This window comes from Gramella sp. Hel_I_59, assembly GCF_006714895.1.
In the GTDB taxonomy this organism is placed as follows: domain Bacteria; phylum Bacteroidota; class Bacteroidia; order Flavobacteriales; family Flavobacteriaceae; genus Christiangramia.
The window spans coordinates 769,851-792,263 of sequence record NZ_VFME01000001.1 but is presented as its reverse complement, the minus strand read 5'-3'; the positions used below and the strand labels follow the sequence as shown (position 1 = coordinate 792,263).

The window sequence follows — 22,413 nt, the reverse complement described above, 5'->3', positions numbered from 1 at the left end:
CAAACTCAGCTTCCAATTACATATTGTTTTTAACAAGTCTTCAATTTATCAACAAATAACACCGGATTTAACAAAACCTTCTAATAAAGCACGTTTTTTGAGAATAAAAGCTTGGTTTATTAACCATTTATTATCACATTTGGCGTCGGCTAATTCAAACAAATTTTAAAATGAAAACAAAGTTTAGTAGTATTTTAACGCTATTACTGGCGTTCGTGGTGCAAATAACTTTTGCACAGGAACGTTCCATTACGGGTACGGTGACTGACTCAGATGGTCTACCCCTTCCTGGTGTGAACGTTCTTATTAAAGGTACTGGCACTGGTACCCAAACAGATTTCGATGGAAATTACAGTATCACCGGACAACAGGGTGATATACTTGTATTTTCTTTCGTTGGTCTAAAAGAAGTAGAGTATGCTATAAGCAGCACCGATCAAATCGATGTTGTTATGGAGCAGGATTCTGCGCAATTAGATGAAGTAGTTGTAACCGCTTTAGGTATTAAAAGAGAGAAAAAATCTCTTGGTTACGCTACACAGGAAGTAGATGGTAGTGAAGTTTCTGATGTACCTACCCAGAACTTCGTAAACTCCCTTTCTGGTAAAGTTGCCGGGCTTAAGGTATCATCTACTGGTACTATGGGAGGTTCATCTAACGTAGTTATTCGTGGTAGCTCCTCATTAACAGGAAACAACCAGGCATTATTCGTTATTGATGGTACGCCGGTAAGTAACGCGAATACTAACAGAACGGGCCAGGACGCAGGTAGAGGTGGTTACGATTACGGTAACGCTGCTTCTGACATTAACCCAAATGACATTGCTTCTATTAACATCCTTAAAGGTGCGGCAGCGACTGCATTATATGGCGCCAGAGCGGCAAACGGAGCGATAATTATTGAGACTAAAAAAGGTAGCAAGGGAAAAGGAATTGGAGTTTCTGTTAGCTCTACCCTTATGACTACTCACGCAGACATGGAAACCCTTCCAGAATATCAAGACGAATACGGTGCTGGTTACTTAAGAGGTTATGGACCAGATGGTGACCAATACTTTAATCTATATGATGTAGATGGCGATGGAAATCTTGATCAAGTAACTCCTTTTACTGAAGATGCTTCTTTTGGTGCTAGATTCGACGGTCAACCAATATACCAGTGGAATTCTATTTATCCGCAGTTAGAAGGAACAGATTATGATTTCTACCAGCAAGCAACTCCATGGGTAGCCGGAGAAAATAATCCTAACGCTATTTGGGAAACAGGTTATACTATGATTAACTCTGTTGCTTTAGATGGCGGCACAGATAAAAGTTCGTTTAGGTTAAGTGGTACAAACTTCAACCAACAGGGTAACTTACCAAACAGCCAGATAAAAAGAAATACTTTAAAGTTTAGCGGTGAGCATGAATTTACCGATAAATTTTCTGCACAAGCGAACATTACCTATACCAAAACAGACGGTAAAGGTAGATATGGTACTGGTTATAGTGAGCTAAACATTATGCAATCTTTTAGACAGTGGAATCAAGCTAACGTAGATATTTACGACCAAAGAGCAGCTTATTTTGCTACAGGAGAAAACATTACATGGAACGCTAATGGACCAGATAACCTTACTCCTATTTATACTGATAACCCTTACTGGACACTTTACGAAAATTATTCAACAGATACTCGTAACAGATATTTTGGTAACGTTAACCTTAACTACGAAATAAATGATGTGTTTAGTGTTCTAGGTAGATTCTCTTTTGATACTTTTGATGAGCTACAGGAAGAAAGAAAAAACAAAGGAAGTGTTGGTGTAGGTTACTACAGAAGATTTAACAACAGAGCCGCTGAATATAACTACGATCTTATCTTTAATTTTAATAAGGATATTACAGAAGACCTTAACCTCGACGGTAATTTAGGTGTGAACCTTCGTAGAAACGAAAGCAGTTTTATTAGAGCGTCTACCAATGGTGGCCTTAATGCTCCAAGTTTTTATGCATTGAGCAACTCAGCATCTCCATTAAACCCGCCTCTTGAATACGAAAGTGATAGAATGTTAGACGGTGTTTACGCCAGAGCAGGAGTAGGTTATCTAGACACTTATTTCTTAGAAGGTACTATAAGAAGAGACCGTTCTTCTACCCTTCCAAAAGAAAACAATACTTTTTACTACCCATCAATTTCTACCAGTGTAATTCTTTCTAATTTAATAGATGCTAACTGGTTAAGTTTTGCTAAGCTAAGAGCTAACTATGCAGAGGTAGGTAATGATACAGACCCTTATAGAGTTTTTAATACTTACCAAATCTCAGCGCCGTTTGGATCTGCTGGATGGGCAAGTAACAACTCTCAGTTGGCTAACCGGGCTCTAGATCCTGAGCGTATGAAATCTTACGAAGTAGGTATTGAAGCGAACTTCTTTGACAGAAGAGTAGGTTTTGATGTATCTTACTACAACTCTCAAACAGAGAACCAAATTACCCCGGTACCGGTATCTACCGCAACTGGTTTCGCTACTAAGCTTTTAAATGCTGGTACAATTGAAAATAAAGGGTTTGAAGTCTCTTTAAACTTAAATCCGGTAAGAACTGAAGACTTTAACTGGAACATGAATATTAACTGGGCAAGAAACAGAAGTGAGGTTCTTGAACTTGAAGACGGTATCGACGTATTACAACTAGCTAGTCCTCAAGGTGGGATTTCAATTAACGCCGTTCCTGGAGAGCCTTATGGCGCTATTAGAGGTTCAGCTTATGTATACGATGAAAATGGCAACCGCTTAATTACCGACGCCGGTTATTATGAAAGAACACCAAATGCTAACTATACAATTGGTAACATTCAACCAGACTGGACAGGTGGTGTATCTAATTCTATCTCATATAAAAACCTAACCCTAAACTTCCTTGTAGATGTTCAACAAGGTGGAGATATCTTCTCCTTAGATACCTGGTATGGGCGTGCAACTGGAGTTTACGAAAGCAGTGTAGGCCTAAATGAGCTTGGTAACCCAAAACGTAATCCCTTATTTAATCCAGATTTAGAACCTGGAGACCCAGGTTATATTTCTGAGGCTGAACAAGGTGGGGTTATTCTTGACGGTGTTCAGGGAGATGTTTCTTATAACAATGATGGTACTTATGAAGTAACCAACACTTCTGAAAACACTGTAAGAGCAAGAACCGATTATTTCGGTAACCCTTTTGGTTATGGTAGAGATGCTAACGAAGGTCACATTTATGACGCTTCTTTTGTAAAGCTAAGAGAAGCTAGTTTAACCTATAACTTTGGATCAAAATTTATAGATGCAACGCCATTCACCAATGCTTCTCTATCTTTAATAGGTAGAAACCTTTGGATAATTCACAAGAACATTCCATATTCTGATCCAGAAGCTGGACTTAGTTCAGGAAACATTCAAGGTTACCAATCTGGTGCTTACCCAGCAGTAAGAGAAATTGGTGCTAGCCTTAAATTTAACTTTTAATAAAAATAATTATGAAGAAATATATTGTAGCTCTAACGGCACTCGTAACACTATGGTCTTGCCAGAGTGACGAGCAATATGAGGATCTTAACAGGGATCCCAAAAACCCTACGCAGGTTGCTTCTGATTTCTTATTTACCGCAGCAACGGTAAGTTTATCAGATAATATGGCATCGCCTAACGTAAACGACGGACTTTACAGGTTCCTTGCACAGTACTTTACTACAACCACGTATGTAGATGAGACAAATTATAACTTTACTGCAAGAACAAATCCAGATAATGTATGGTCAGAAATTTATAGAGATGTCATTCTTGATCTTCAGGATGCAAAAGCAATTGTTCTAGCAAATGAAGAACTTGAACAAGCGGAAAAAGATGCTCGTATGGGGCAATTAGAAGTAATTGAAGTTTATGCGTGGCACGTACTTGTGGATAGTTTTGGAGATATTCCTTACTCTCAAGCAGGGAAGGCTGACGAATTTCCATTACCAGCTTATGACGATGATATGGTGATCTATGAAGATTTGATCTCTAGATTAGAGAATGTAGGGACTATGCTATCTGCAGGTCAGGGATACACTGGTGCCGATGTTGTTTACGGTGGAAATATGAGTAAATGGATGATGTTTGCTAACTCTCTTAGATTAAGACTGGGAATGAGAATTTCTGATGCTAACCCAGGACTTTCGCAATCAACAGTAGAATCTGCTGTTGCAGATGGTGTACTTATGGCTAATGATGATAATGCAACCGTGGAGTACCAGGGTAACGATCCTTATGGTAACCCACTATGGGAAGACCTTGTACTTAGTGGACGTTCTGACTTCCTTGCTTCTAACACTATCGTAGATTATATGAACGATCTTGAAGATCCTAGAAGAATGGTATACTTTGATGAAAACATTGAAGGATATAATGGAGGTATCTACGGAGGACTTAACAACTTTAGCTCTTTTACGCAAATTGGTGATCCATTTTTGCAGCCAACTCGTGAAGGTCTCTTATTAGACTATGCTGAAGTTCGCTTCAACCAATCAAGAGCTGCCGAGCTTGGTTATAACGTAACAGGTGATGCTGAAACTCACTATAATGCAGCAATTACTGCTTCTATGGAATATTGGGGAGTAGCAGATGATGATATCTTAACTTACCTTTCTCAGGGTGATGTATCTTATGATGGTTCTGCAGATCAATTTGCTACGCAGTACTGGATCGCAATGTTTGACAATCCTTTCCAGGGATGGTCGGTATGGAGAAAATATGATGCTCCAGAATTAAACATTCCTTCAGAATTTGAAACTGAAGTACCATTAAGATATACTTATCCAGTAGATGAGACTAACCTTAATGAAACCAATTACGAAGCAGCTTCCGAAGCAATTGGAGGTGATTCTGCACAAACACCTGTTTTCTGGGATGTTCAGTAATTAAGAGTCCGATTAAATTTATAAACCACCCTTATCAAGGGTGGTTTTTTTATCACATAAATTTAAACCTAGAAAATATTTTAAATAGTAACTTTGAAGCATGGAAGAAACTACAAGAATATTCGGAATTCGAGCTGTGATTGAAGCTATAGAAAGTGGAAAAAGTATTGAAAAGGTATTTATCCAGAAAGGCTTAGGCGGTAGCTTGTTTCAGGAATTAAACCGTCATCTAAAGAGCGGATCTTTCACCGTGTCTTATGTGCCAATTGAGAAATTAAACAAACTCAGTAAGGGTAATCACCAGGGAGTCGTAGCTAATATATCGCCTATAAGTTTTGTAAGTCTTAATGATCTTGTAGAATCTGTACAAAATAAAAGTACTATTCCACTTTACCTGCTACTGGATGGAATTACTGATGTAAGGAATTTTGGAGCCATTATTAGAACCGCAGAATGTTGTGGAGTCGATGGCATCATTGTCCAGGAAAAAGGATCTGCTCCTATTAATGCCGATACGGTGAAAACTTCAGCTGGAGCCGTGTTCAAAGTACCAATTTGCAAAGTAGATCATATTAAAGATGCATTATTTCATCTACAAACTTATGATGTCAAGATTGTTGCAGCTACTGAAAAAACGGATGACACCGTTTACGATATTGATCTTAAGCAACCTGTGGCAATTGTAATGGGTGATGAAGCTAAAGGGGTATCAAATTCGATTCTTAAGCTAGCAGACTATAAGGCAAAACTACCTATGCTTGGAGAGATCGCTTCTTTGAATGTATCTGTAGCTTGTGGCGCGGTACTTTACGAAACAGTTAGACAAAGAAGTTAATTCTTGTCGTCTGACTTTTCGGTATAGATGTAGTTATACTCGGTTTCCTCCTCTTCCATATTCTGAAAAGGCAGGTTATCTACAAAATTTCCATTTTCGTCAAAATGCTGCATAAATAAATCTTCAGAATCTTTAAAATCTGGAGATTCCCAATGATATTTAGGAGGTTTTGCGATTTGTTTTTTAAAAACTACAGCCAGACCCAGGCCGCTCAATAGACCCGCCAGGTGTCCCTCCCAGGAAATCTTTGGATCTATTGGAGTTACATACCATATCAATCCACCGTAAACAAATACTACTACAAGCGATAAGGCCACGAGTCGGTAATTCTTAGAAAAGATTCCTTTAAAGAAAAGGAATGCAGCAAGTAAATAGATAATTCCACTTGCTCCAATGTGATTTGCCGGTCGACCTATAATCCATGTAATCAAACCGGTTGAAACGAGACCAATCAGCAACACTTTCCAGCGTAAGGGCCTATAAAAGTAAAATAAGGCGAGAGATAGTATGAATAAGGGAATAGTGTTATTAAAAAGATGTTTTATATCTGAGTGAATGAAGGGTGAGAATAGGATTCCCCGAAGCCCAATCGCTTCACCCGGCCTTACACCGAAGAGCGCTAAATTCAAATTGAATCGAAGCTCTGCCCAGAAAACTATCCAGATCATCAACACGAATAATAAAGGATACCCTATTGTGCCGCTGGTAAAAACAAATGGAGAGGAAGGTTTCAAATTGTATTCAATTTTAATTAATATTACAAAAAACCATCCAAATAAATCAGGATGTTAACTTGTCAGACAAAACACCCATGAGTCAACCACTAGCAGAAAGATTGCGTCCTAAAACTCTTGATGATTACCTGAGTCAGCATCACTTAATTGGTAAGAATGGTGCTATGCGACAGCAAATAAAACAAGGAATTATTCCTTCCATGATCTTATGGGGACCTCCTGGTGTAGGCAAAACCACACTGGCAAATATCATAGCTTCGGAATCTGGTAGACCATTCTTCACCCTTAGCGCAATTAGTAGTGGCGTAAAAGACGTACGTGAGATCATTGAAAAAGCTAAGAAAAGTGATGGTTTGTTTACCACGAAAAGTCCGATTCTATTCATTGATGAAATCCATAGATTCAGTAAATCTCAACAGGATTCTCTACTTGGAGCTGTAGAGAAAGGATGGGTTACTTTAATTGGTGCCACTACTGAAAATCCAAGTTTTGAGGTTATATCTGCCCTTTTGTCCAGATGTCAGGTTTATATTCTAAAACCGTTCTCAAAAGATGACCTGGTAGATCTCCTGAAGAGAGCAATGGAACAGGACAAGGTAATTTCGGCTAAAAATGTACAGCTAGAAGAGACTGAAGCTTTATTGAGGTTAAGTGGTGGAGATGCCAGGAAACTTCTGAATATCTTTGAATTACTAGTCACTTCAGAAGAAGTAAATGTAAAGATCACTAATGAACTTGTACTTCAGAAGGTTCAGCAAAATACCGTTCTCTATGATAAAACGGGAGAGCAGCATTACGATATTATTTCTGCATTTATCAAATCTATTAGAGGGAGTGATCCAAATGCTGCGGTTTACTGGCTGGCAAGAATGATCGAAGGAGGTGAGGATGTGAAGTTTATCGCGCGAAGATTATTGATCCTGGCAAGCGAAGACATTGGGAACGCAAATCCAACCGCGCTGGTAATAGCCAATAATTCGTTCCAGGCGGTGAATACAATTGGATATCCGGAAGCCAGAATCATACTTAGTCAGTGCGTGACCTACCTAGCCACTTCACCAAAGAGCAATGCAGCCTACATGGCTATTAATAAAGCTCAAAGTTTGGTAAAGAAAACAGGTGATTTGTCGGTTCCTCTTGCGATCAGGAATGCCCCTACGAAATTAATGAAAGATATAGGTTACGGAAAAGATTATAAATATGCCCATAACCATGCAGGTAATTTCGTTGCAGCAGAGTTTCTTCCAGATGATATCGCTGGCACTACCTTCTACGAACCCGGAAATAATCAGCGTGAAAATGCTCAACGTGAATTTCTTCGGAAGCGCTGGCAAAAAAAGTATGGTTACTAATCCTTAGATTTTAGCAATAATGACTTCTGCTGATTAGTGCCGCTGTCGAAGTAGCTAATTTCTATTCCTGAATTCTTACGATAAGATACGGTCCCACTATTTAGGAGCGATCTATATACAAATTCATTGGGTTTATTTGTCTTCAATAATAGCGCTATAGGTTCGGGAGCATTCAGTTGGAATAAGGCATAGTTGGAATTGTAGGCTCTTAATTCAAAAACAGCATCACCGTAGATCCATTGACTATTTTCCAGAGAATATAAATTTCCCTCAACTTCACTCCCTGCTGGCAGATCATTTTTTTTGGCAGCTACTACTTCATGAGCAACATCACTTTCAGATTCTGAAACTACCTCAGTTTTTGCTTCAGAAGTTATATTCTTATCCTCTATGACAGAAGAAATCTCACTTGACTTTTTAACTGATTCAGCAATACCGGAGTTAGATTTATACTCATATTGCAAATCAGCCAGGTTCTGAAAAGCATCTCGAAAAGATTCCTGGTAGGCAGCCTGAAATTCCTTCTCCTTACTCTTTCCCTCACGAGTTTTATAGACGGTGATTCCTTTACAGTCCTGAAGTTCTATATGCATTTTGGTTACAAACAAGCCAGAATTTTCCACTAGAACCGGACTTACGCCCAGACAGGGATTTTGCTGAAGATCTTCTGGCCAGGTTTCAGTTTTCATAATAGTTTGAAAACCATTCTTCTCAAATAGGAATTTTGTAAGGGCATTTAATTGGTACTGGTTCGTTTTGCCAAGAATGTCATAGCTTTCAGGAACAATTATATATTTATAATCATTCAGATTCTGGGAAAAAATGTTCCCATAAAAAATCATTGCTGCTAATATTATTAATTTTTTCATAAGTCTTTAAATACGTATTGTATGCCTAATTGCAAAGATGCACTATGCGCATTGGCAAGGTTGGTATAGCCAATGATATCATTTACTGCGATATAAGCATTAAAGTTTTTAAATCTACTGGAAGCCATTACCCCAAACTTTGTCCGCGAAAATTGATCCAAACCATAAGCCACTCTAAATCTGAAATAATCATTTACTTTCCTGTCCCAGTAAGTAGTGACACCATAAGTAGGACCCTTAGGACGATTTACTCCGGAAACTATCATTCCGAATAAATTCATATAGCGCGGCTTCTTGCTAATCAAATAGTCACAAGGTAAGATCGACTTTCCAGTTCCAAATTGTATGGAAGCATTATATTTTAATGGACGCCAGGTATTATATTCGCTAAAGGTTTTTACGTCTTTTAGATTCGCATCAAATTGCTCTTCTAAAACGTCCCAGTAAGGAATGGTCTCTTCATTATCCAATTCAGGAAAAAGCGGCTCTAAACCACTTGAGTCATAAGATCCAAAGTATCTGGAATTTTCAATATCCTTCTGATGAAACATAAGTCCTAAATCCCTGAAAGAAGCATTTACAGAGAACTGATCAGTTACTCTATAATGAAATCCAGCATCTACTCCTACTCCAACATTCTGACCAAAGAAAGACCTGCTAAGAAGTTCAGCAGCTGCCTGGTCAACTGTCATGTCTTCTTCATCACGAAGACTTGCATAACCAGAGGTATTTATTAAAATATTAAAATCGTCAATTTCGTGATTATAGAAGTTTTCTTCCCCAGGTGTATCATAGGTTGTAAAGGTACCTTCATTATCCACACTTTCTACATTAAAAATTCCGGAGTACAGCTTGACGCGACCACCAACAGTGAGTTTAGAATCCATTTTGTAGTTGAAGCCTGCATGATAAACGGTAAGAACCTCTCCTGTGAAGCTAACATCGTCGAATCTAAAGGGTCGCCCTATATAGTCTGCATTTCCTTCAAAAGCAAGTTTTGCAGGATCACTTGGGAAGTACGCGAAGATATCAGCTTCCTGATATGCACCCGCAGAAAAATAACCTCTATTACCCATCTTCCATCCAAAGGAAACGATCTCTATCTGCTCATTAATAGAAAAAAAATCTGTTGAAGTAAGATTCCTGATAGCGCTTTGAATTCTTGCATTGATATTACGCCCGTCATCTTCAAAAATATCCTTGGCAGTAACACCTGTTGAACCTACAGCAAAATGAATTTGGGAAAACAACGGAATTCCAAAATGTCGTGTAAAATCTATTCTGGCACCTGGATTCTGAAGCAATGCCTGTGGCAGGTCATCTACATTATAGAGCAAGGGTTTATTTTGCCCGAATACAGAGCTGCAATAGAAGAAGATAAGCAGTACTATTGCTATTCTCATGTTAAAAAGTTAGTCTGAATAATCCTCTGGATGAAAATTTCAAATTCCCTTCAAGACTTTTAGAAGGCTCTAAAAGTTCCAATTCCACTGCAAGTTCTATAGAATTTTTAACCTGATTTATATTTGATTCCTGTACGATATGAAGCGTATCAATTATAGAGATCATCGTATCACTACCAGCCGGGATGATATAGTTTACATCAAATTCCTTCCTGTTTCGGTCGTTTAAAAAATTCAGCTCACTTCTTACAGCATAAGGAAAACTATTTTCATGCCGAAACCTGAATTCAGCATAAGTTAGACCATCCTGCATATAACTATCATCAAGGTATTCAAGCCTGACCGTATCTCTTATGATAGCCGTGAACTCTCCAGTGTCAGAATCCAGAAAATCATCTTTGTTGAGATCATAATAAATGATATCGACGTCAATGTCTGGAGTTATTTGAATATCCTCTGTCTGGCTAAGGTCTACATCTTTAAAACATGAGGTGAAGAGCGCCAGTAGAAACAGGCCTGCAATTGTTTTGGGAATGTGGATTTGTCTAGACACGGGAAAGCTTTCTTAGTCTACGAAAATACCTAATCTTTGTTATTATAGATAATCCCTTAGTTGTTTTAACTTTTGAATCCTTGGATGTTCATTACTGCAATTATCTTCACTGGAATCCAGATAGATAACCTTCATACCATATTGATGACCCCCACAAATATCTGCTTCGAAATTATCACCTATCATTACTGAAGTTTCGGGTTTGCCGGTTCCCTTACCAATAGCTTTTTCAAAGATGAGCGAATGCGGTTTCTTTACTCCTGCTTCTTCCGAAGTAGTCACCGTTCTGAAGTATTCAAGGATGCCCGATTTCTTCATTTTTAAATGCTGAACCTCCTCAAAACCATTGGTGATAATATGCAAATTATAAGAGGCCGATAGATACCTTAGAATATCCACTGCACCATCCAGTAAGTGATTATTATTAGGAAGGTAATTTATATAATCCTCAGCCATTTTTGAAATTAAAGTATCATTCACCTCAAACTTTAGGGCTTCAAAACTATCTTTCAACCTTCCGTACCTAAGATCCTCTTTGCTAACCAGATTGTTTCGATAAGATTTCCAGTACTGGTGGTTTATAGGCATATAGATCTTAAGAAATTCCTGAAGTTCTATTTCTAGCTTCTGATCTTCAAAAATTTCCTGAAATGCGAGTGAAGAATTTTTATCAAAATCCCACAGCGTATGATCGAGATCAAAATAAACGTCCAGAATATTAGTCAATTTCATGAATCTGATTTAACACTGAAAAATAAGAATTGGAATCTGAATACTGCGAAAAATCATGATTAGAAAATACAGATCTTAAAGTCCCTTGAACTTCCTTTGTTTCCAGTATAATCCTGCGAAGATCTTCATTTAATTTATTGCGTGTCATTTTAGCTACTACATTCGAATTGAACGCATACGGGTGAACCTTTAGAGGCGTGGTCACTTCCATATTAATGTCATAAAAAAGGTAAGAAGTGCACGTACCCGCTCTAAAGCCAAGTTTATCCGGATAACCCATAGAGTAATCATTATTGATCTCCAGCTCAATCAGGTTATTGTATTGATCCGGCAGCCTGAGATTGTACTGATGATTCATCGCATGTTCGACAGAACTATGCACTATATCCTCTAGTCTCAATTTCTCCTTTCGCAGATTTTTGATATCTTCCATTGCATAATAACCCATCAACAATCCAACTTTTGAGTAGTCTGCTACCGACTTGATTACCGCTCTGTGCGGAATCCTATTGTGGCTTATATTTCGATCATGCCTCGAAAAATCGCTTAATTGAAACATGAACAAAGTTTCGATCTTATCTTCTCGAATGATGCTAATAAGATCTTCAAAAGTATCATTGGGATCTGATTTTATCCGGATCCATACCTGCAATCTATCTATTACCTTCCCTATATTAAACTGCACTAGATCTGATAGCAGACCAACAAAGCTTCTTAGAAAACCTTTATTCTTAAAAATGAATGTGTTTTCTGAAGTAATGATGGTACTGTTATGATAAGCCCTTTTTTTGTGTTCTAACTGAGGGAAACGTTCCATCAAGATTTCCTGAAACTTATAAGCCCAGATATCCACAATTGGTTTATGCAAAAAATTTTCCTGGAATGCAATGCTTTCAGACGCAGGGAATCTTCCAAATTCGTCTTTTACATGTGGTAAATATTCTTCATATCTGCTAAGCAGGTAAAAAGAAGCAGCGAATATGTCAAAAGGCAGATCACTGGACTCTGCCAGGGCAAAAAATCCAATCGTATCATCCCATGGCTGCACCTTAATTTCTATTTCTGAAAAGCCCTGCTCCAAGAGAAGATCTACATTCTGAATAAAAAATTCGTTCCCTAGCGCCTGTTTTCCGTAGCTTAATTTCGGACCATCATGAGCGATAAACTCTTCGATTTTGGAGGTAAAGTTGATGGGAATCCCCAGAATGTGTGTGCATAAATGCTTGAATATGTAAACAATTCGTGGTGTAACTTTCTGGGTATAAATTAGAAGCATTTAATGAAGTCTTATAGAATTCCGTCGTCGGCAAAGCTAAAATATGACTTTTCAGTAACAATGATATGATCAAGAATTTTAATATCAAGGCTTTCCGCAGCAGTTTTAAGCTTTTGGGTCAATTGCTTATCTGCCTCACTAGGACGTAAATTTCCACTTGGATGGTTATGGGTCAAGATAAGAGATACCGCACCTATTTCTAAAGCCTTTCTCAAGCTTATTCGAACATCTACCAGAGTCCCGGTAATTCCTCCTTTGCTTATTTGAAATTTCTCCAGGATCTTATTGCTATTATTTAGATATAAGATCCAGAATTCTTCATGAGGTAATTCCCCTATGATTGGCTGCATTATTTCAAAAACTGAAGAACTTGAGGATATTTTACTTAATTCCAGAGTTTCCTCAAGCCGTCGTCTTCTTCCTAATTCTAGCGCGGCGGTGATCACTACAGCTTTTGCGCTTCCGATTCCTTTGAACTGACAGAGTTGCCCAATGCTGACCTTTCCCAATTGATTGAGATTGTTTTCAGACTGAGCAAGAATTCTTTTCGATAGCTCGACAGCCGACTCGTTCTTACTACCAGAACCAATAAGAATTGCCAGTAATTCTGAATCGCTTAGAGCCAGACGCCCCTTTGACAAAAGCTTCTCCCTTGGACGATCATCTTCCGCCCATGTTTTTATACTTTTTGATGAATTTTCGCTCATACTCTAAAATAGATCAATATGAGCTAATAGCAGCATTAGATAAGTTCTTTTAGAGATTCCATATCCAAACCGCCGTAATTACCACTGCTCATCATTAGCAATACAGAGTTATTAAAACCTAAATTCTTCAGGTCAGCCTCAAAATTTTCAGGATTTGTATATATTTTCAAGCCTTGCTTTTGAAATGCTTGTTCAATCTGATCTTCAGAAACATCAGCTAGTTTTTTTATCGCAACCGCATCAGGAGAATAAAATACCAGTGCTTCATCTGCCTTTTCCAGCGTATTTTTATATTCCTTCAAAAAGTCTGCATTTAAGCTGGAATAAGTATGTAACTCAAGGCAGGCAATCAATTTTCTGTTTGGATACTGCTCCTTAACTGCGGCAGTGGTAGCAGCAACCTTGGATGGACTATGTGCGAAATCCTTAAAAATAACTCCATTGGAAGTTTCGGCAACTTTCTCCAGTCTTTTCGACGCTCCTTTAAAGGTAGCTATAGCCTCGTAAAAGTCATCTTCATCAATACCCATATGCTGGCAAATCCATTTTGATCCCGCAAGATTATTCATATTGTGCTTACCAAATATCTCCAGCGGTAATTCACCTTCCGGGGCATCCAGTATCGTAGTATTATCTTCTGTGTGATAATCTGGCGTATGATATGCATGCTTTCTAATGGGATTTTCCGTAGTCTCTGCAAGTTCCTTTACCGTTTGATCTTCTTCGTTGTAAACCAGTATTCCCCCGTTAACGATAGAATTGATAAAGATTTTAAATTGCTCTACATAGTTCTCAAACGTTGGGAATACATTGATATGATCCCATGCAATACCACTCAGCAAGGCGATATTTGGATGATAAAGATGAAATTTCGGGCGTCTATCGATGGCAGAACTTAAATATTCATCTCCTTCAATAACAATAAAATCATTCTCCTGGGTCAAATGAACAGGATTGTCCAGACCTTCTAGAGTTGCACCCACCATATAGTCAATATCCCTGTCATGATAATTCATAACATGAAGAATCATTGAAGTAATACTAGTTTTACCATGTGAGCCACCTATAACTACCCGGGTCTTATTCTTTGATTGTTCGAAAATAAATTCTGGATAACTATATATTTTAATACCCAACTCCTTCGCCTTCATTAACTCTGGATTATCTTCTCTTGCGTGCATTCCTAAGATTACAGCATCCAGGTTTGCGGTTATTCTACCGACATCCCATCCCATTTTCTGCGGAAGTATATTTTCCTTTTCGAGACGCGATCTGGAAGGTTCAAAGATAGCGTCATCACTGCCAGTAATATGATACCCTTTTCGCTGAAGTGCGATCGCAAGACTATGCATTGCACTACCACCGATGGCTATAAAATGTATGTTCATGGAAAAGATTTGTACAAATATAAATGTAATATGAGGGCTGAATATTACATTCTCTGAATTTTCTGCTTTTCGATGAGCGCTTTATCGAAGTTAGGTGCAATCTCCAAAGACTTCTTTATATAGCTCAAAGCGACATCCTGATTTTGATTTAATCTCTCTATCTGAGCCCATCTATAGTAAGCCCATGATGGATCTTTTATGTCTTTATAACCGTAGTTTTTAATATAACGTTTGATAAGACTTTGGCCATGATCCAGTTCGATCGAATAAATTGCCGAAACTTCAGCAAGTTCATAATTCAAATAGTTTCTGGTGATCAACTCCGGTTTTCTTCGTGAGAGTTTAATTGCCGCTTCGTATTTAGTCTCCGCAAGCTTTTGGTAGTCCAGGAATTTATAGATGTAAGCGTCTGCTAAAAGACCATCCAACTCATTAATTCGATGTAATTCTGAAGCATAACTCTCAGCAATTGTCTGGCTTCCTCCTACAAATCCTGGAATCTGCATGTATAGTTCTACCAGCGCACGCCTTGATTCAGAGTGATTTGGATCCAGCTCAGCAGCTTTCAAAAGATGTTTTTTAACATCACCAATAAGCATAGCTGCCTGAAATTTTGATCCATAATAGGCTTTCATCCCCATTGCTCCGCCTAATTTGAAATTATAATTACTATCGTTTGGTTTCGCTTTTACAAGTTGCTCATACTTAGAGATCGCCATATCCCAATTTTTTCTGAAGCTATAAATATCACCAAGTAATTCAATCGCTTTAAGTTCAGAATCATGTTGAAGAAGCAAGGTTTCAGCCGCCTGATCATCTCCAGAGTTCAGTAACTTTTCTGCTGTGGAAATATCGGACTGAGCGTAGGTAATTGCCATCATTAGCATAACTAAAAAAAGCGTAATCCTGTTTTTTGTTAACATATAGAAAATATTAGTAAATTTATAAGGTATAAACACCTGAGATGCAATAAATAGCAAATCACGAGCCAAACGTTAAGATGTTTCTTAAATTAACTGTGCATATTAAAAATTATTTTAATATTTGTGCAACTTTATTTTAACCGAATTTATTTAATAATTAACACCTAGCCTATGCAAAATTTTACCTTAAGGTTTAAGGGGAAAGTTTTTTACCTCTTTGCTTTATCCTTAATTTTTGGAACTCTGTCCTCCTATGGACAAGTCTGCGCTACCGTAACGGACGAAGACAGCAATACTGCCGGAAACCAACAATCATTCTGTTACCTAGAAACCGTAGATGACATCCAAAGAAGCGGAACAAACACTGCTATTTTTGAAACAGCTGACACCGCAAATGACACAGACCCTATTGATGGAGATGAACTTTTAACGAATGGTGTCACTTATTTTGTTGGAAGCACAACAGAAGATTGTGAGAGAGTTGCAGTAAGTGTTACTGTAAATGCTGCTCCAACTCCTGAAAATACAATTTTTCCCGGTAGAGATGATTTTTCCTTATCACCTTGTATCTCTTCTAATTTTACAGCAGGAGATCTTGAGGATGAATTCATAGCAGATACAGACTATCAGCTGGAAGTATATGAAGAGGAATTTGGAACTACGCCATTACCAGACTCACAAGAATTAACTCCCGGACAGAGTTACTTTGTAGGTCAAGTAAGTTCTGTTGCTGGAAATTGTCCTTCGACTAGAGCTGCAGTAGGGTACAGTCCTACGGAAGCTCCAACGCCTAGCGCCGAAGCTACTCAAACACTTTGTGAAGGTGCTACGGTTGCAGACCTAGTTGCATCTGGAACGGAACCTAATACTCAAACTATTAGATGGTATAGAAGTATGAATTCCAATTCACCTTTAGCTGATGATGTAGAATTGATTGATGGTGAAGACTATTTCGCTACTCAAATTGTAAATGATAGAAATGACCCATTCCCTCCTTGTGAAACTAGAATGAGTCAGAGAGCGAGAGTGGTTGTAAAACTTGCGAATTTTGAAGCTGGACCAGCTGTTTCGGAATCAATATGCCAGGATGATTTACAAACTCGTTTAGAGAGCCAGTCTCCTACTGCAGTCTTTTTAAGCTTAGTTGCTGGTAGAGATTTACCTTCAAATGTAAGCTTTAGTCCATCTATACAAAGTATAGTGACTGCCTATAGCGGCAATCCTTTTCAAACTTTTACCACACTAGCAACTTTTACTACTGAAGAAGGTTGCGTAGATACAGTAGAAATTGAATTGACTGTTTTTGAAACATTCGAAGCAGGTGATAATAGTCTTGGGAATACGTTATGTAGATCTGACCTTGGGAATAATATTACTCCCGCTCAAGTTGAAACTTACCTGTTAGGACTTCTTAGTGATGATGCTGATCAAGACGGTGAGTTTTCTCCTCTACCTTCAGATATTGCCGATGACTTGAATAATACTTCTGAAGAAGTTACTTTCAATATTACTTATACAGTAGGTGACGGAACAAGCTGTGAGGATTCTGCAAATCTGGAAGTAACAGTTTTTGAAGGAGCAGATTTTGACTTAGTTGAGCTTGCACCTTTATGCAATGATGATATTCCTGCATTAGTTAATGCAATCCCAGAAGATATTGAAGACTTATTTTTAGAAAATTTTGGAGGCAATGTTCCTTCAGGCCAATTCGAGGCGGGAGCTATTCAAGCCGTGATCGATCAATACAATCAAAATAACATCGATACATTTACTGCTACCTTTATCGCCAATATTGATAATGGTTGCTCAGAATCTATTGAGCTAAGCCGAACAGTTATTGAAGGTGAGAATGCTAACGCAGGTAGTTTTGATAATATTCAGAATGTTTGCTCGAATGAAGAATCAATTGATCTTACTTTACTGAATAACAATGATTCTAATGCAACTGCTGGCGGAACTTTCTCAGGCGAGGGAGTATCAAACAATTCTTTTGATCCTTCAATAGTAGCACCAGGAAACGTTACAATAACCTATACTGTTGATGATTCGTTAGATTGTGTTTCTGGTTCAATGGAAACCACTTTTACTATAGAAGTTATTCAAGGCCGTAATGCAGGTCAGGATATTTCTGGAACACTTTGTCTAAGTGAATTAGAAGATATCGTACTACCTAACATTCAGAATCCTGAAAATATAATTCCAGCTCTATTTGGAAGATTTGATTTCAATGGTGAAACTGGTGGAACGATAGAAAGCAATCTTGGAAATGATTTTGATCAGATTGGCGCATCTTTATTTGCATTTTATACGAATCCAAATCGCGATTCTAGTATTACAATAGAAGGTCAATATACCGTTGGAAATGACACCGACAATTGTGGGTCCGATGTATCTAATTTTGCAATTACTATTATTGATGGTGATCTTGTAGATGCTGGATCAGATAATACTGATAACACTCTATGTAATGCAGACATCCCAGGTTTGGTAAACAATATACCAACTGACGTTGAAAATCTGTATTTTGACTTACTTGAAGCAGGTGTTCCTCAAAATGGAACTTTCAATCCTTCTATAGAAGAATTGATTGCTGACTATAACTCAGATAATTTCCAAACTTTCAGTACGACTTATACTATTGGGACTGAAGGATGCGGTGATTCAGTTGAGTTGGCCATCACGGTTGTTGAACCAGGTCAAGCCATTGCTGAAGCAAATGATGATATAATTAATGTTTGTTCTAGCGAAACTTTTTTTAATCTAAACGCAGCGTTATCGGAAAATAGCACTTTAGGTGGAACATTCTTTTTGAATGGGGAAGAATTTGAAGGAAACATTTTCGATGCTTCTACTGTGGAAGATGGTGTGTATTCGTTTACTTATACCGTAAGTTCGGAAGATGCAGACTGTATCGAAGGAAACGCTACAGCTAACTTTACCATAGATGTAACTTCTGACTTCGATTTTGGAAATGATATTACTACTATATTATGCGATTCAGAAGTACCTGATGATTTAGATCCAAGAACAATTGATCAATTCTACATGAGTCTAGTTGCTGAATTGCCTTCAGGAGGTACTTTTGAAACCTCTGCGGAAGATATTCTAGCCCAATACAACAACAATCCAATTGACACCTTCACTAGAATATATACTGTTGCTAGTGGTGAATGTCAGGGATCTGTAACTGTTTCTGTAATTGTTCAGGAAGAAGGTCCTGCAAATGCAGGTGACATCGCTGATCAAACAGTATGTTCAGATTCAGGTATGATTAACCTGGCAGATTTCCTTACTGCTGATTCTTCATCAGGTGGGACTTTCAGTGGAGATAATGTTGTTGACGGGATGTTCGATAGCTCTGTTGGACCTAATGATAATGGTTATGTTATCACATACACCGTAGATGATTCTGCAAATTGTGTAACTGATGGAACTTCAGATACTACTACATTTACTATTACAGTAAACGAGCCACAAGCAGCCAATGCAGGTGACATCGCTGATCAAACAGTATGTTCAGATTCAGGTATGATTAACCTGGCAGATTTTCTTGCTGCTGATTCTTCATCAGGTGGAACATTCTCCGGAGAAGGAGTAGAAAACAATATGTTCGACGCTTCAATAGAGGCTGGTGACTATTTAATAACTTACTCTGTAACAGATGCAGCACCTTGTGTAACTGATGGAACTTCAGACACTGCTACATTTACTATTACAGTAAATGAGCCACAAGCAGCCAATGCAGGTGACATCGCTGATCAAACAGTATGTTCAGATTCAGTTATGATTAACCTGGCAGATTTCCTTACTGCTGATTCTTCAGTAGGTGGAACATTCTCCGGAGAAGGAGTAGAAAACAATATGTTCGACGCTTCAATGGAGGCCGGTGATTATTTAATAACTTACTCTGTAACAGATACAGCACCTTGCGTAATTGAAGGCACTGAAAGCTCAACAACTTTTAGTATCACGATTGTTGAACCAGGTATAGCTATTGCAGAAGCTGCAAATGACTCTATCAATCTTTGTACAAGCGAAAATTCTTATAACCTAAACGACGCATTATCTCAGGATAGTACTCTGGGTGGTACATTTGTACTGAATGGAGAAGAATTTGAAGGAAACATTTTCGATGCTACAATTGTAGAAGATGGTGAATATGTGTTCACTTACAATGTTAGTTCTGATGATGCAGATTGTATTGAAGGAAGCGCTTCTGTTGACTTTATAATCAATGTGACTTCTGAAACTTTCGATGCAGGTGAAGATGTGAGTGCAACGGTATGTTCGGTTGGATTGGATTCAACCCCGACAATAGTTGAAGTCCGTAATTACTTCTTAAACATTCTTTCTGAAGGAGTTCCAACAGATGGTACTTTCAATCCAAGTATTGAAGATATTCGCCAGGCTTATTTAGAAAATCAAATAGGAACTTTTGCTACTACTTATACCGTAGGAAACGGAGGCTGTGAAGATTCTGTTGAACTTGTAATTAACGTAGTTGACGAAATTCCTGCTGAAATAGGAACGATCGAAAACCCTGCTCCAATCTGTAGAAATGCTGAAGATGTAGATTTATTCTCTTATTTGCCTGAGGGTGCAAACCTAAATGGAACGTTTGAAGGATTTGAAGACGGAACATTTAGTCCTACTATGATGGGTGAAGGTGATTTCGAAATTACATATACTCTTACTGAAGATTCTCCATGTACAACTGGCGAAGCATCTGCAACCTTTACAATTACTGTACAGGACGCTGCGTTTGCAGGAATGGATATGGACATTGCAGTTTGTCAAAACGATGGTGTACAGAATCTGTTTGATTTCTTATCAGTTGATGCTGATACAGATGGTGAGTTCACTCTTGAAGATGGTACTGTTGTTACAGATGGAATGATGGATCCTTCAGCTTTTGATGCAGGAACTTACACTGTAACTTATACTGTAGCTGCAATCAATGATTGTGGAGATGATACTGCTGAGTTTACAATTACTGTTCAGGAAGTAGGAGACGCTCCGGTAGTTGGTGATGCAACTTTCTGTGCTATCCTTGATCCAACTGGTGCAGATCTAATAGCAGGTAGTGAAGATTTGACTTTCTATACTGATGCTGATCTTACAATGATGGTTGCTGATGATGCTCCTTTAACTGAAGGAACTTATTATGTAACTCAACGAGGAGATGCAGGTTGTGAATCTGCAGCTACAACGTTCGAAGTAAGCATTACAGATCCTGGAACTCCAACGATCGAAGATGCAAATCAAACTTTCTGCCAGTTCGACGATCCAACGATCGCAGATCTGAATGATGCAATAGACCAGACTTCAAATGTAACCTGGTATGCAAGTGCAGATAGTACTGATCCATTAAGTACTGGAACAGCACTTCAGGATGGAGTGACATATTTCGCTTCGCTATACGACCCGGCATCAGATTGTGATAGCTCACAAAGACTTGCTGTGAACGTTAGCCTGGAATGTGATTTCTTCATACCAGAAGGTATTTCACCAAACGGTGATCAATTAAACGATGATTTCGAGATTAGATATATCGAAGATTTCTATCCTAACTATACTATTGAGATCTACAACAGATGGGGTGACTCAGTTTACAAGGGGAATGCAAATACTCCAAACTGGGATGGTACCAGCAATCAAGGTTCATTCGGTGACGGTTTGTTACCAGTAGGAGTTTACTTCTATTACCTGGACTTCAAAGATGGTAGCACTGAGCCAAGAAGAGGAAAAGTATACTTAAGTAGATAATTAGGATAAACAAGAACAAGAGATGAAAAAAATAATCACAAAATATTTATTATTCGCAGGCATTATCCTTTTCTCTATAAAGGGTATGGCCCAGCAAGATCCGCTCTTCACTCAATACATGTACAACATGAGTGTAGTGAATCCTGCATATGCGACAGACGATCCAGGCATGTTAAACCTGGGTGCGATTTACAGAATGCAATGGACAGATGTTGATGGTGCACCGCGCACCCTCAACTTCTTTGCCCACACTCCGGTAAGCGAGCGCGTTGAACTTGGACTAACTGTAGTTCATGACGAAATTGGTGATGTTGAGAAAACAAATAACATTACTGCAGATTTCGCATACGTGATCCCAACTGGTGATAATACAAAGTTATCGTTCGGTGCAAAGGCAGGTCTAACAACATTCGATGCAAACCTTGCAGGCTTACGTTTAAATGATCCAGGTGATGCAGCATTCCAAAACATCAGCGAAGTATTTCCTGTATTTGGAGTTGGAGCTTTCTGGTTTGGGGACAAGCACTACTTAGGTGTTTCTGCACCTAACTTATTAACGGCAGATCATCTTGATGACAGCCAGTTACTAAGAGATAAAGGTTCAGAAGAGATCCATTACTACCTTACCGGTGGTTATGTGTTTGACATTACTGAAAACTTTAAACTAAAGCCTTCTACTATGGTTAGAGGGGTTGAAGGATCACCACTATCTGTAGACGTAAATGCGAATGCATTGTTATATGACAGATTTGAAGCAGGTGTTGGTTATAGATTCGATAAGTCCGTTACAGGCTTGGTAAACTTTCAGGTTACACCAGGAATAAGAATTGGGTATGCATATGATTACCCAACTTATGACCTGAGCGACGATGGTTCTCATGAGATCATGCTATTATTCGATCTGGACCTATTCGGACTTAAGAAAGGATATGACAAATCACCAAGATTCTTCTAAAACCA

The 22,413-nt window shown here is 38.4% G+C and carries 15 protein-coding genes; 6 read left to right on the top strand and 9 right to left on the bottom strand.

Translation table 11 applies throughout. From position 1 onward, the window contains the following. The first annotated feature begins 170 nt into the window (after window positions 1-170). From JM79_RS03505 to rlmB, 3 genes are all read left to right on the top strand, one after another. Window positions 171-3,485: a SusC/RagA family TonB-linked outer membrane protein gene (locus JM79_RS03505; protein WP_141876832.1), complete on the top strand. Its 3,315-nt coding sequence runs from the start codon at window positions 171-173 to the stop codon at window positions 3,483-3,485. 11 nt (window positions 3,486-3,496) lie between these two features. Beyond that, on the top strand, window positions 3,497-4,915 hold the full coding sequence (locus tag JM79_RS03500) for a SusD/RagB family nutrient-binding outer membrane lipoprotein (protein ID WP_141876831.1): 1,419 nt from the start codon (window positions 3,497-3,499) through the stop codon (window positions 4,913-4,915). A gap of 100 nt (window positions 4,916-5,015) precedes the next feature. Then, on the top strand, window positions 5,016-5,750 hold the full coding sequence (gene rlmB / locus JM79_RS03495) for a 23S rRNA (guanosine(2251)-2'-O)-methyltransferase RlmB (RefSeq protein WP_141876830.1): 735 nt from the start codon (window positions 5,016-5,018) through the stop codon (window positions 5,748-5,750). Here the strand turns inward: rlmB and JM79_RS03490 are convergent. Continuing rightward, window positions 5,747-6,484, bottom strand: a complete 738-nt coding sequence (locus tag JM79_RS03490) for a rhomboid family intramembrane serine protease (RefSeq protein ID WP_141876829.1) — start codon at window positions 6,482-6,484, stop codon at window positions 5,747-5,749. The genes rlmB and JM79_RS03490 overlap by 4 nt on opposite strands. A 77-nt stretch (window positions 6,485-6,561) precedes the next feature. Between JM79_RS03490 and JM79_RS03485 the strand changes: the two genes are divergently transcribed. After that, window positions 6,562-7,836 carry a replication-associated recombination protein A gene (locus JM79_RS03485; protein WP_141876828.1) on the top strand — a complete coding sequence of 425 codons (1,275 nt, stop codon included), beginning with the start codon at window positions 6,562-6,564 and terminating at the stop codon, window positions 7,834-7,836. Here the strand turns inward: JM79_RS03485 and JM79_RS03480 are convergent. Genes JM79_RS03480 through JM79_RS03445 form a run of 8 tightly spaced genes read right to left on the bottom strand, consistent with a single transcriptional unit; the run spans window position 7,833 to window position 15,645 of the window. Further along, window positions 7,833-8,705: a hypothetical protein gene (locus tag JM79_RS03480; protein ID WP_141876827.1), complete on the bottom strand. Its 873-nt coding sequence runs from the start codon at window positions 8,703-8,705 to the stop codon at window positions 7,833-7,835. The two genes, JM79_RS03485 and JM79_RS03480, sit on opposite strands and share 4 nt — an antisense overlap. Further along, the gene (locus tag JM79_RS03475) at window positions 8,702-10,108 is read right to left on the bottom strand and encodes a DUF5723 family protein (protein WP_141876826.1); all 1,407 of its coding nucleotides are present in this window, start codon (window positions 10,106-10,108) and stop codon (window positions 8,702-8,704) included. Before JM79_RS03475 ends, JM79_RS03480 begins: the two co-directional genes overlap by 4 nt. Before the next feature lies 1 nt (window position 10,109). Continuing rightward, window positions 10,110-10,661, bottom strand: a complete 552-nt coding sequence (locus tag JM79_RS03470) for a hypothetical protein (protein WP_141876825.1) — start codon at window positions 10,659-10,661, stop codon at window positions 10,110-10,112. A gap of 42 nt (window positions 10,662-10,703) precedes the next feature. Then, the gene (locus JM79_RS03465; RefSeq protein WP_141876824.1) at window positions 10,704-11,393 is read right to left on the bottom strand and encodes a YjjG family noncanonical pyrimidine nucleotidase; all 690 of its coding nucleotides are present in this window, start codon (window positions 11,391-11,393) and stop codon (window positions 10,704-10,706) included. After that, a complete protein-coding gene (locus JM79_RS03460) occupies window positions 11,380-12,669 on the bottom strand; it encodes a polysaccharide deacetylase family protein (protein ID WP_141876823.1) in 1,290 nt (429 codons plus the stop codon). The genes JM79_RS03465 and JM79_RS03460 overlap by 14 nt, the downstream gene beginning before the upstream one ends. 11 nt (window positions 12,670-12,680) lie before the next feature. Next, window positions 12,681-13,376: a DNA repair protein RadC gene (radC, locus tag JM79_RS03455; RefSeq protein ID WP_141876822.1), complete on the bottom strand. Its 696-nt coding sequence runs from the start codon at window positions 13,374-13,376 to the stop codon at window positions 12,681-12,683. A 35-nt stretch (window positions 13,377-13,411) separates the two neighbouring features. Continuing rightward, complete coding sequence (locus JM79_RS03450; protein WP_141876821.1) at window positions 13,412-14,764, bottom strand: Mur ligase family protein; 1,353 nt, start codon at window positions 14,762-14,764, stop codon at window positions 13,412-13,414. A 44-nt stretch (window positions 14,765-14,808) separates the two neighbouring features. Next, window positions 14,809-15,645, bottom strand: coding sequence for a hypothetical protein (locus JM79_RS03445; protein WP_141876820.1), 837 nt, complete (start codon window positions 15,643-15,645; stop codon window positions 14,809-14,811). A 213-nt stretch (window positions 15,646-15,858) separates the two neighbouring features. Here JM79_RS03445 and JM79_RS03440 point away from each other — a divergent pair, with 213 nt between their 5' ends. Beyond that, entirely contained in the window at window positions 15,859-21,453 is a 5,595-nt protein-coding gene (locus tag JM79_RS03440; RefSeq protein WP_141876819.1) for a gliding motility-associated C-terminal domain-containing protein, read from the top strand. A 22-nt stretch (window positions 21,454-21,475) separates the two neighbouring features. Next, entirely contained in the window at window positions 21,476-22,408 is a 933-nt protein-coding gene (locus tag JM79_RS03435; protein ID WP_141876818.1) for a type IX secretion system membrane protein PorP/SprF, read from the top strand. Window positions 22,409-22,413: the final 5 nt, after the last annotated feature.

Bases quoted from the DNA above. Each gene is read 5' to 3' on its own strand.
- radC (WP_141876822.1), bottom strand. From the start codon at position 13,376: ATGAGCGAAAATTCATCAAAAAGTATAAAAACATGGGCGGAAGATGAT.
- JM79_RS03445 (WP_141876820.1), bottom strand. From the start codon at position 15,645: ATGATGGCAATTACCTACGCTCAGTCCGATATTTCCACAGCAGAAAAG.
- rlmB (WP_141876830.1), top strand. From the start codon at position 5,016: ATGGAAGAAACTACAAGAATATTCGGAATTCGAGCTGTGATTGAAGCT.
- JM79_RS03485 (WP_141876828.1), top strand. From the start codon at position 6,562: ATGAGTCAACCACTAGCAGAAAGATTGCGTCCTAAAACTCTTGATGAT.
- JM79_RS03500 (WP_141876831.1), top strand. From the start codon at position 3,497: ATGAAGAAATATATTGTAGCTCTAACGGCACTCGTAACACTATGGTCT.
- JM79_RS03505 (WP_141876832.1), top strand. From the start codon at position 171: ATGAAAACAAAGTTTAGTAGTATTTTAACGCTATTACTGGCGTTCGTG.
- JM79_RS03465 (WP_141876824.1), bottom strand. From the start codon at position 11,393: ATGAAATTGACTAATATTCTGGACGTTTATTTTGATCTCGATCATACG.
- JM79_RS03475 (WP_141876826.1), bottom strand. From the start codon at position 10,108: ATGAGAATAGCAATAGTACTGCTTATCTTCTTCTATTGCAGCTCTGTA.
- JM79_RS03440 (WP_141876819.1), top strand. From the start codon at position 15,859: ATGCAAAATTTTACCTTAAGGTTTAAGGGGAAAGTTTTTTACCTCTTT.
- JM79_RS03435 (WP_141876818.1), top strand. From the start codon at position 21,476: ATGAAAAAAATAATCACAAAATATTTATTATTCGCAGGCATTATCCTT.
- JM79_RS03480 (WP_141876827.1), bottom strand. From the start codon at position 8,705: ATGAAAAAATTAATAATATTAGCAGCAATGATTTTTTATGGGAACATT.
- JM79_RS03460 (WP_141876823.1), bottom strand. From the start codon at position 12,669: ATGCTTCTAATTTATACCCAGAAAGTTACACCACGAATTGTTTACATA.
- JM79_RS03450 (WP_141876821.1), bottom strand. From the start codon at position 14,764: ATGAACATACATTTTATAGCCATCGGTGGTAGTGCAATGCATAGTCTT.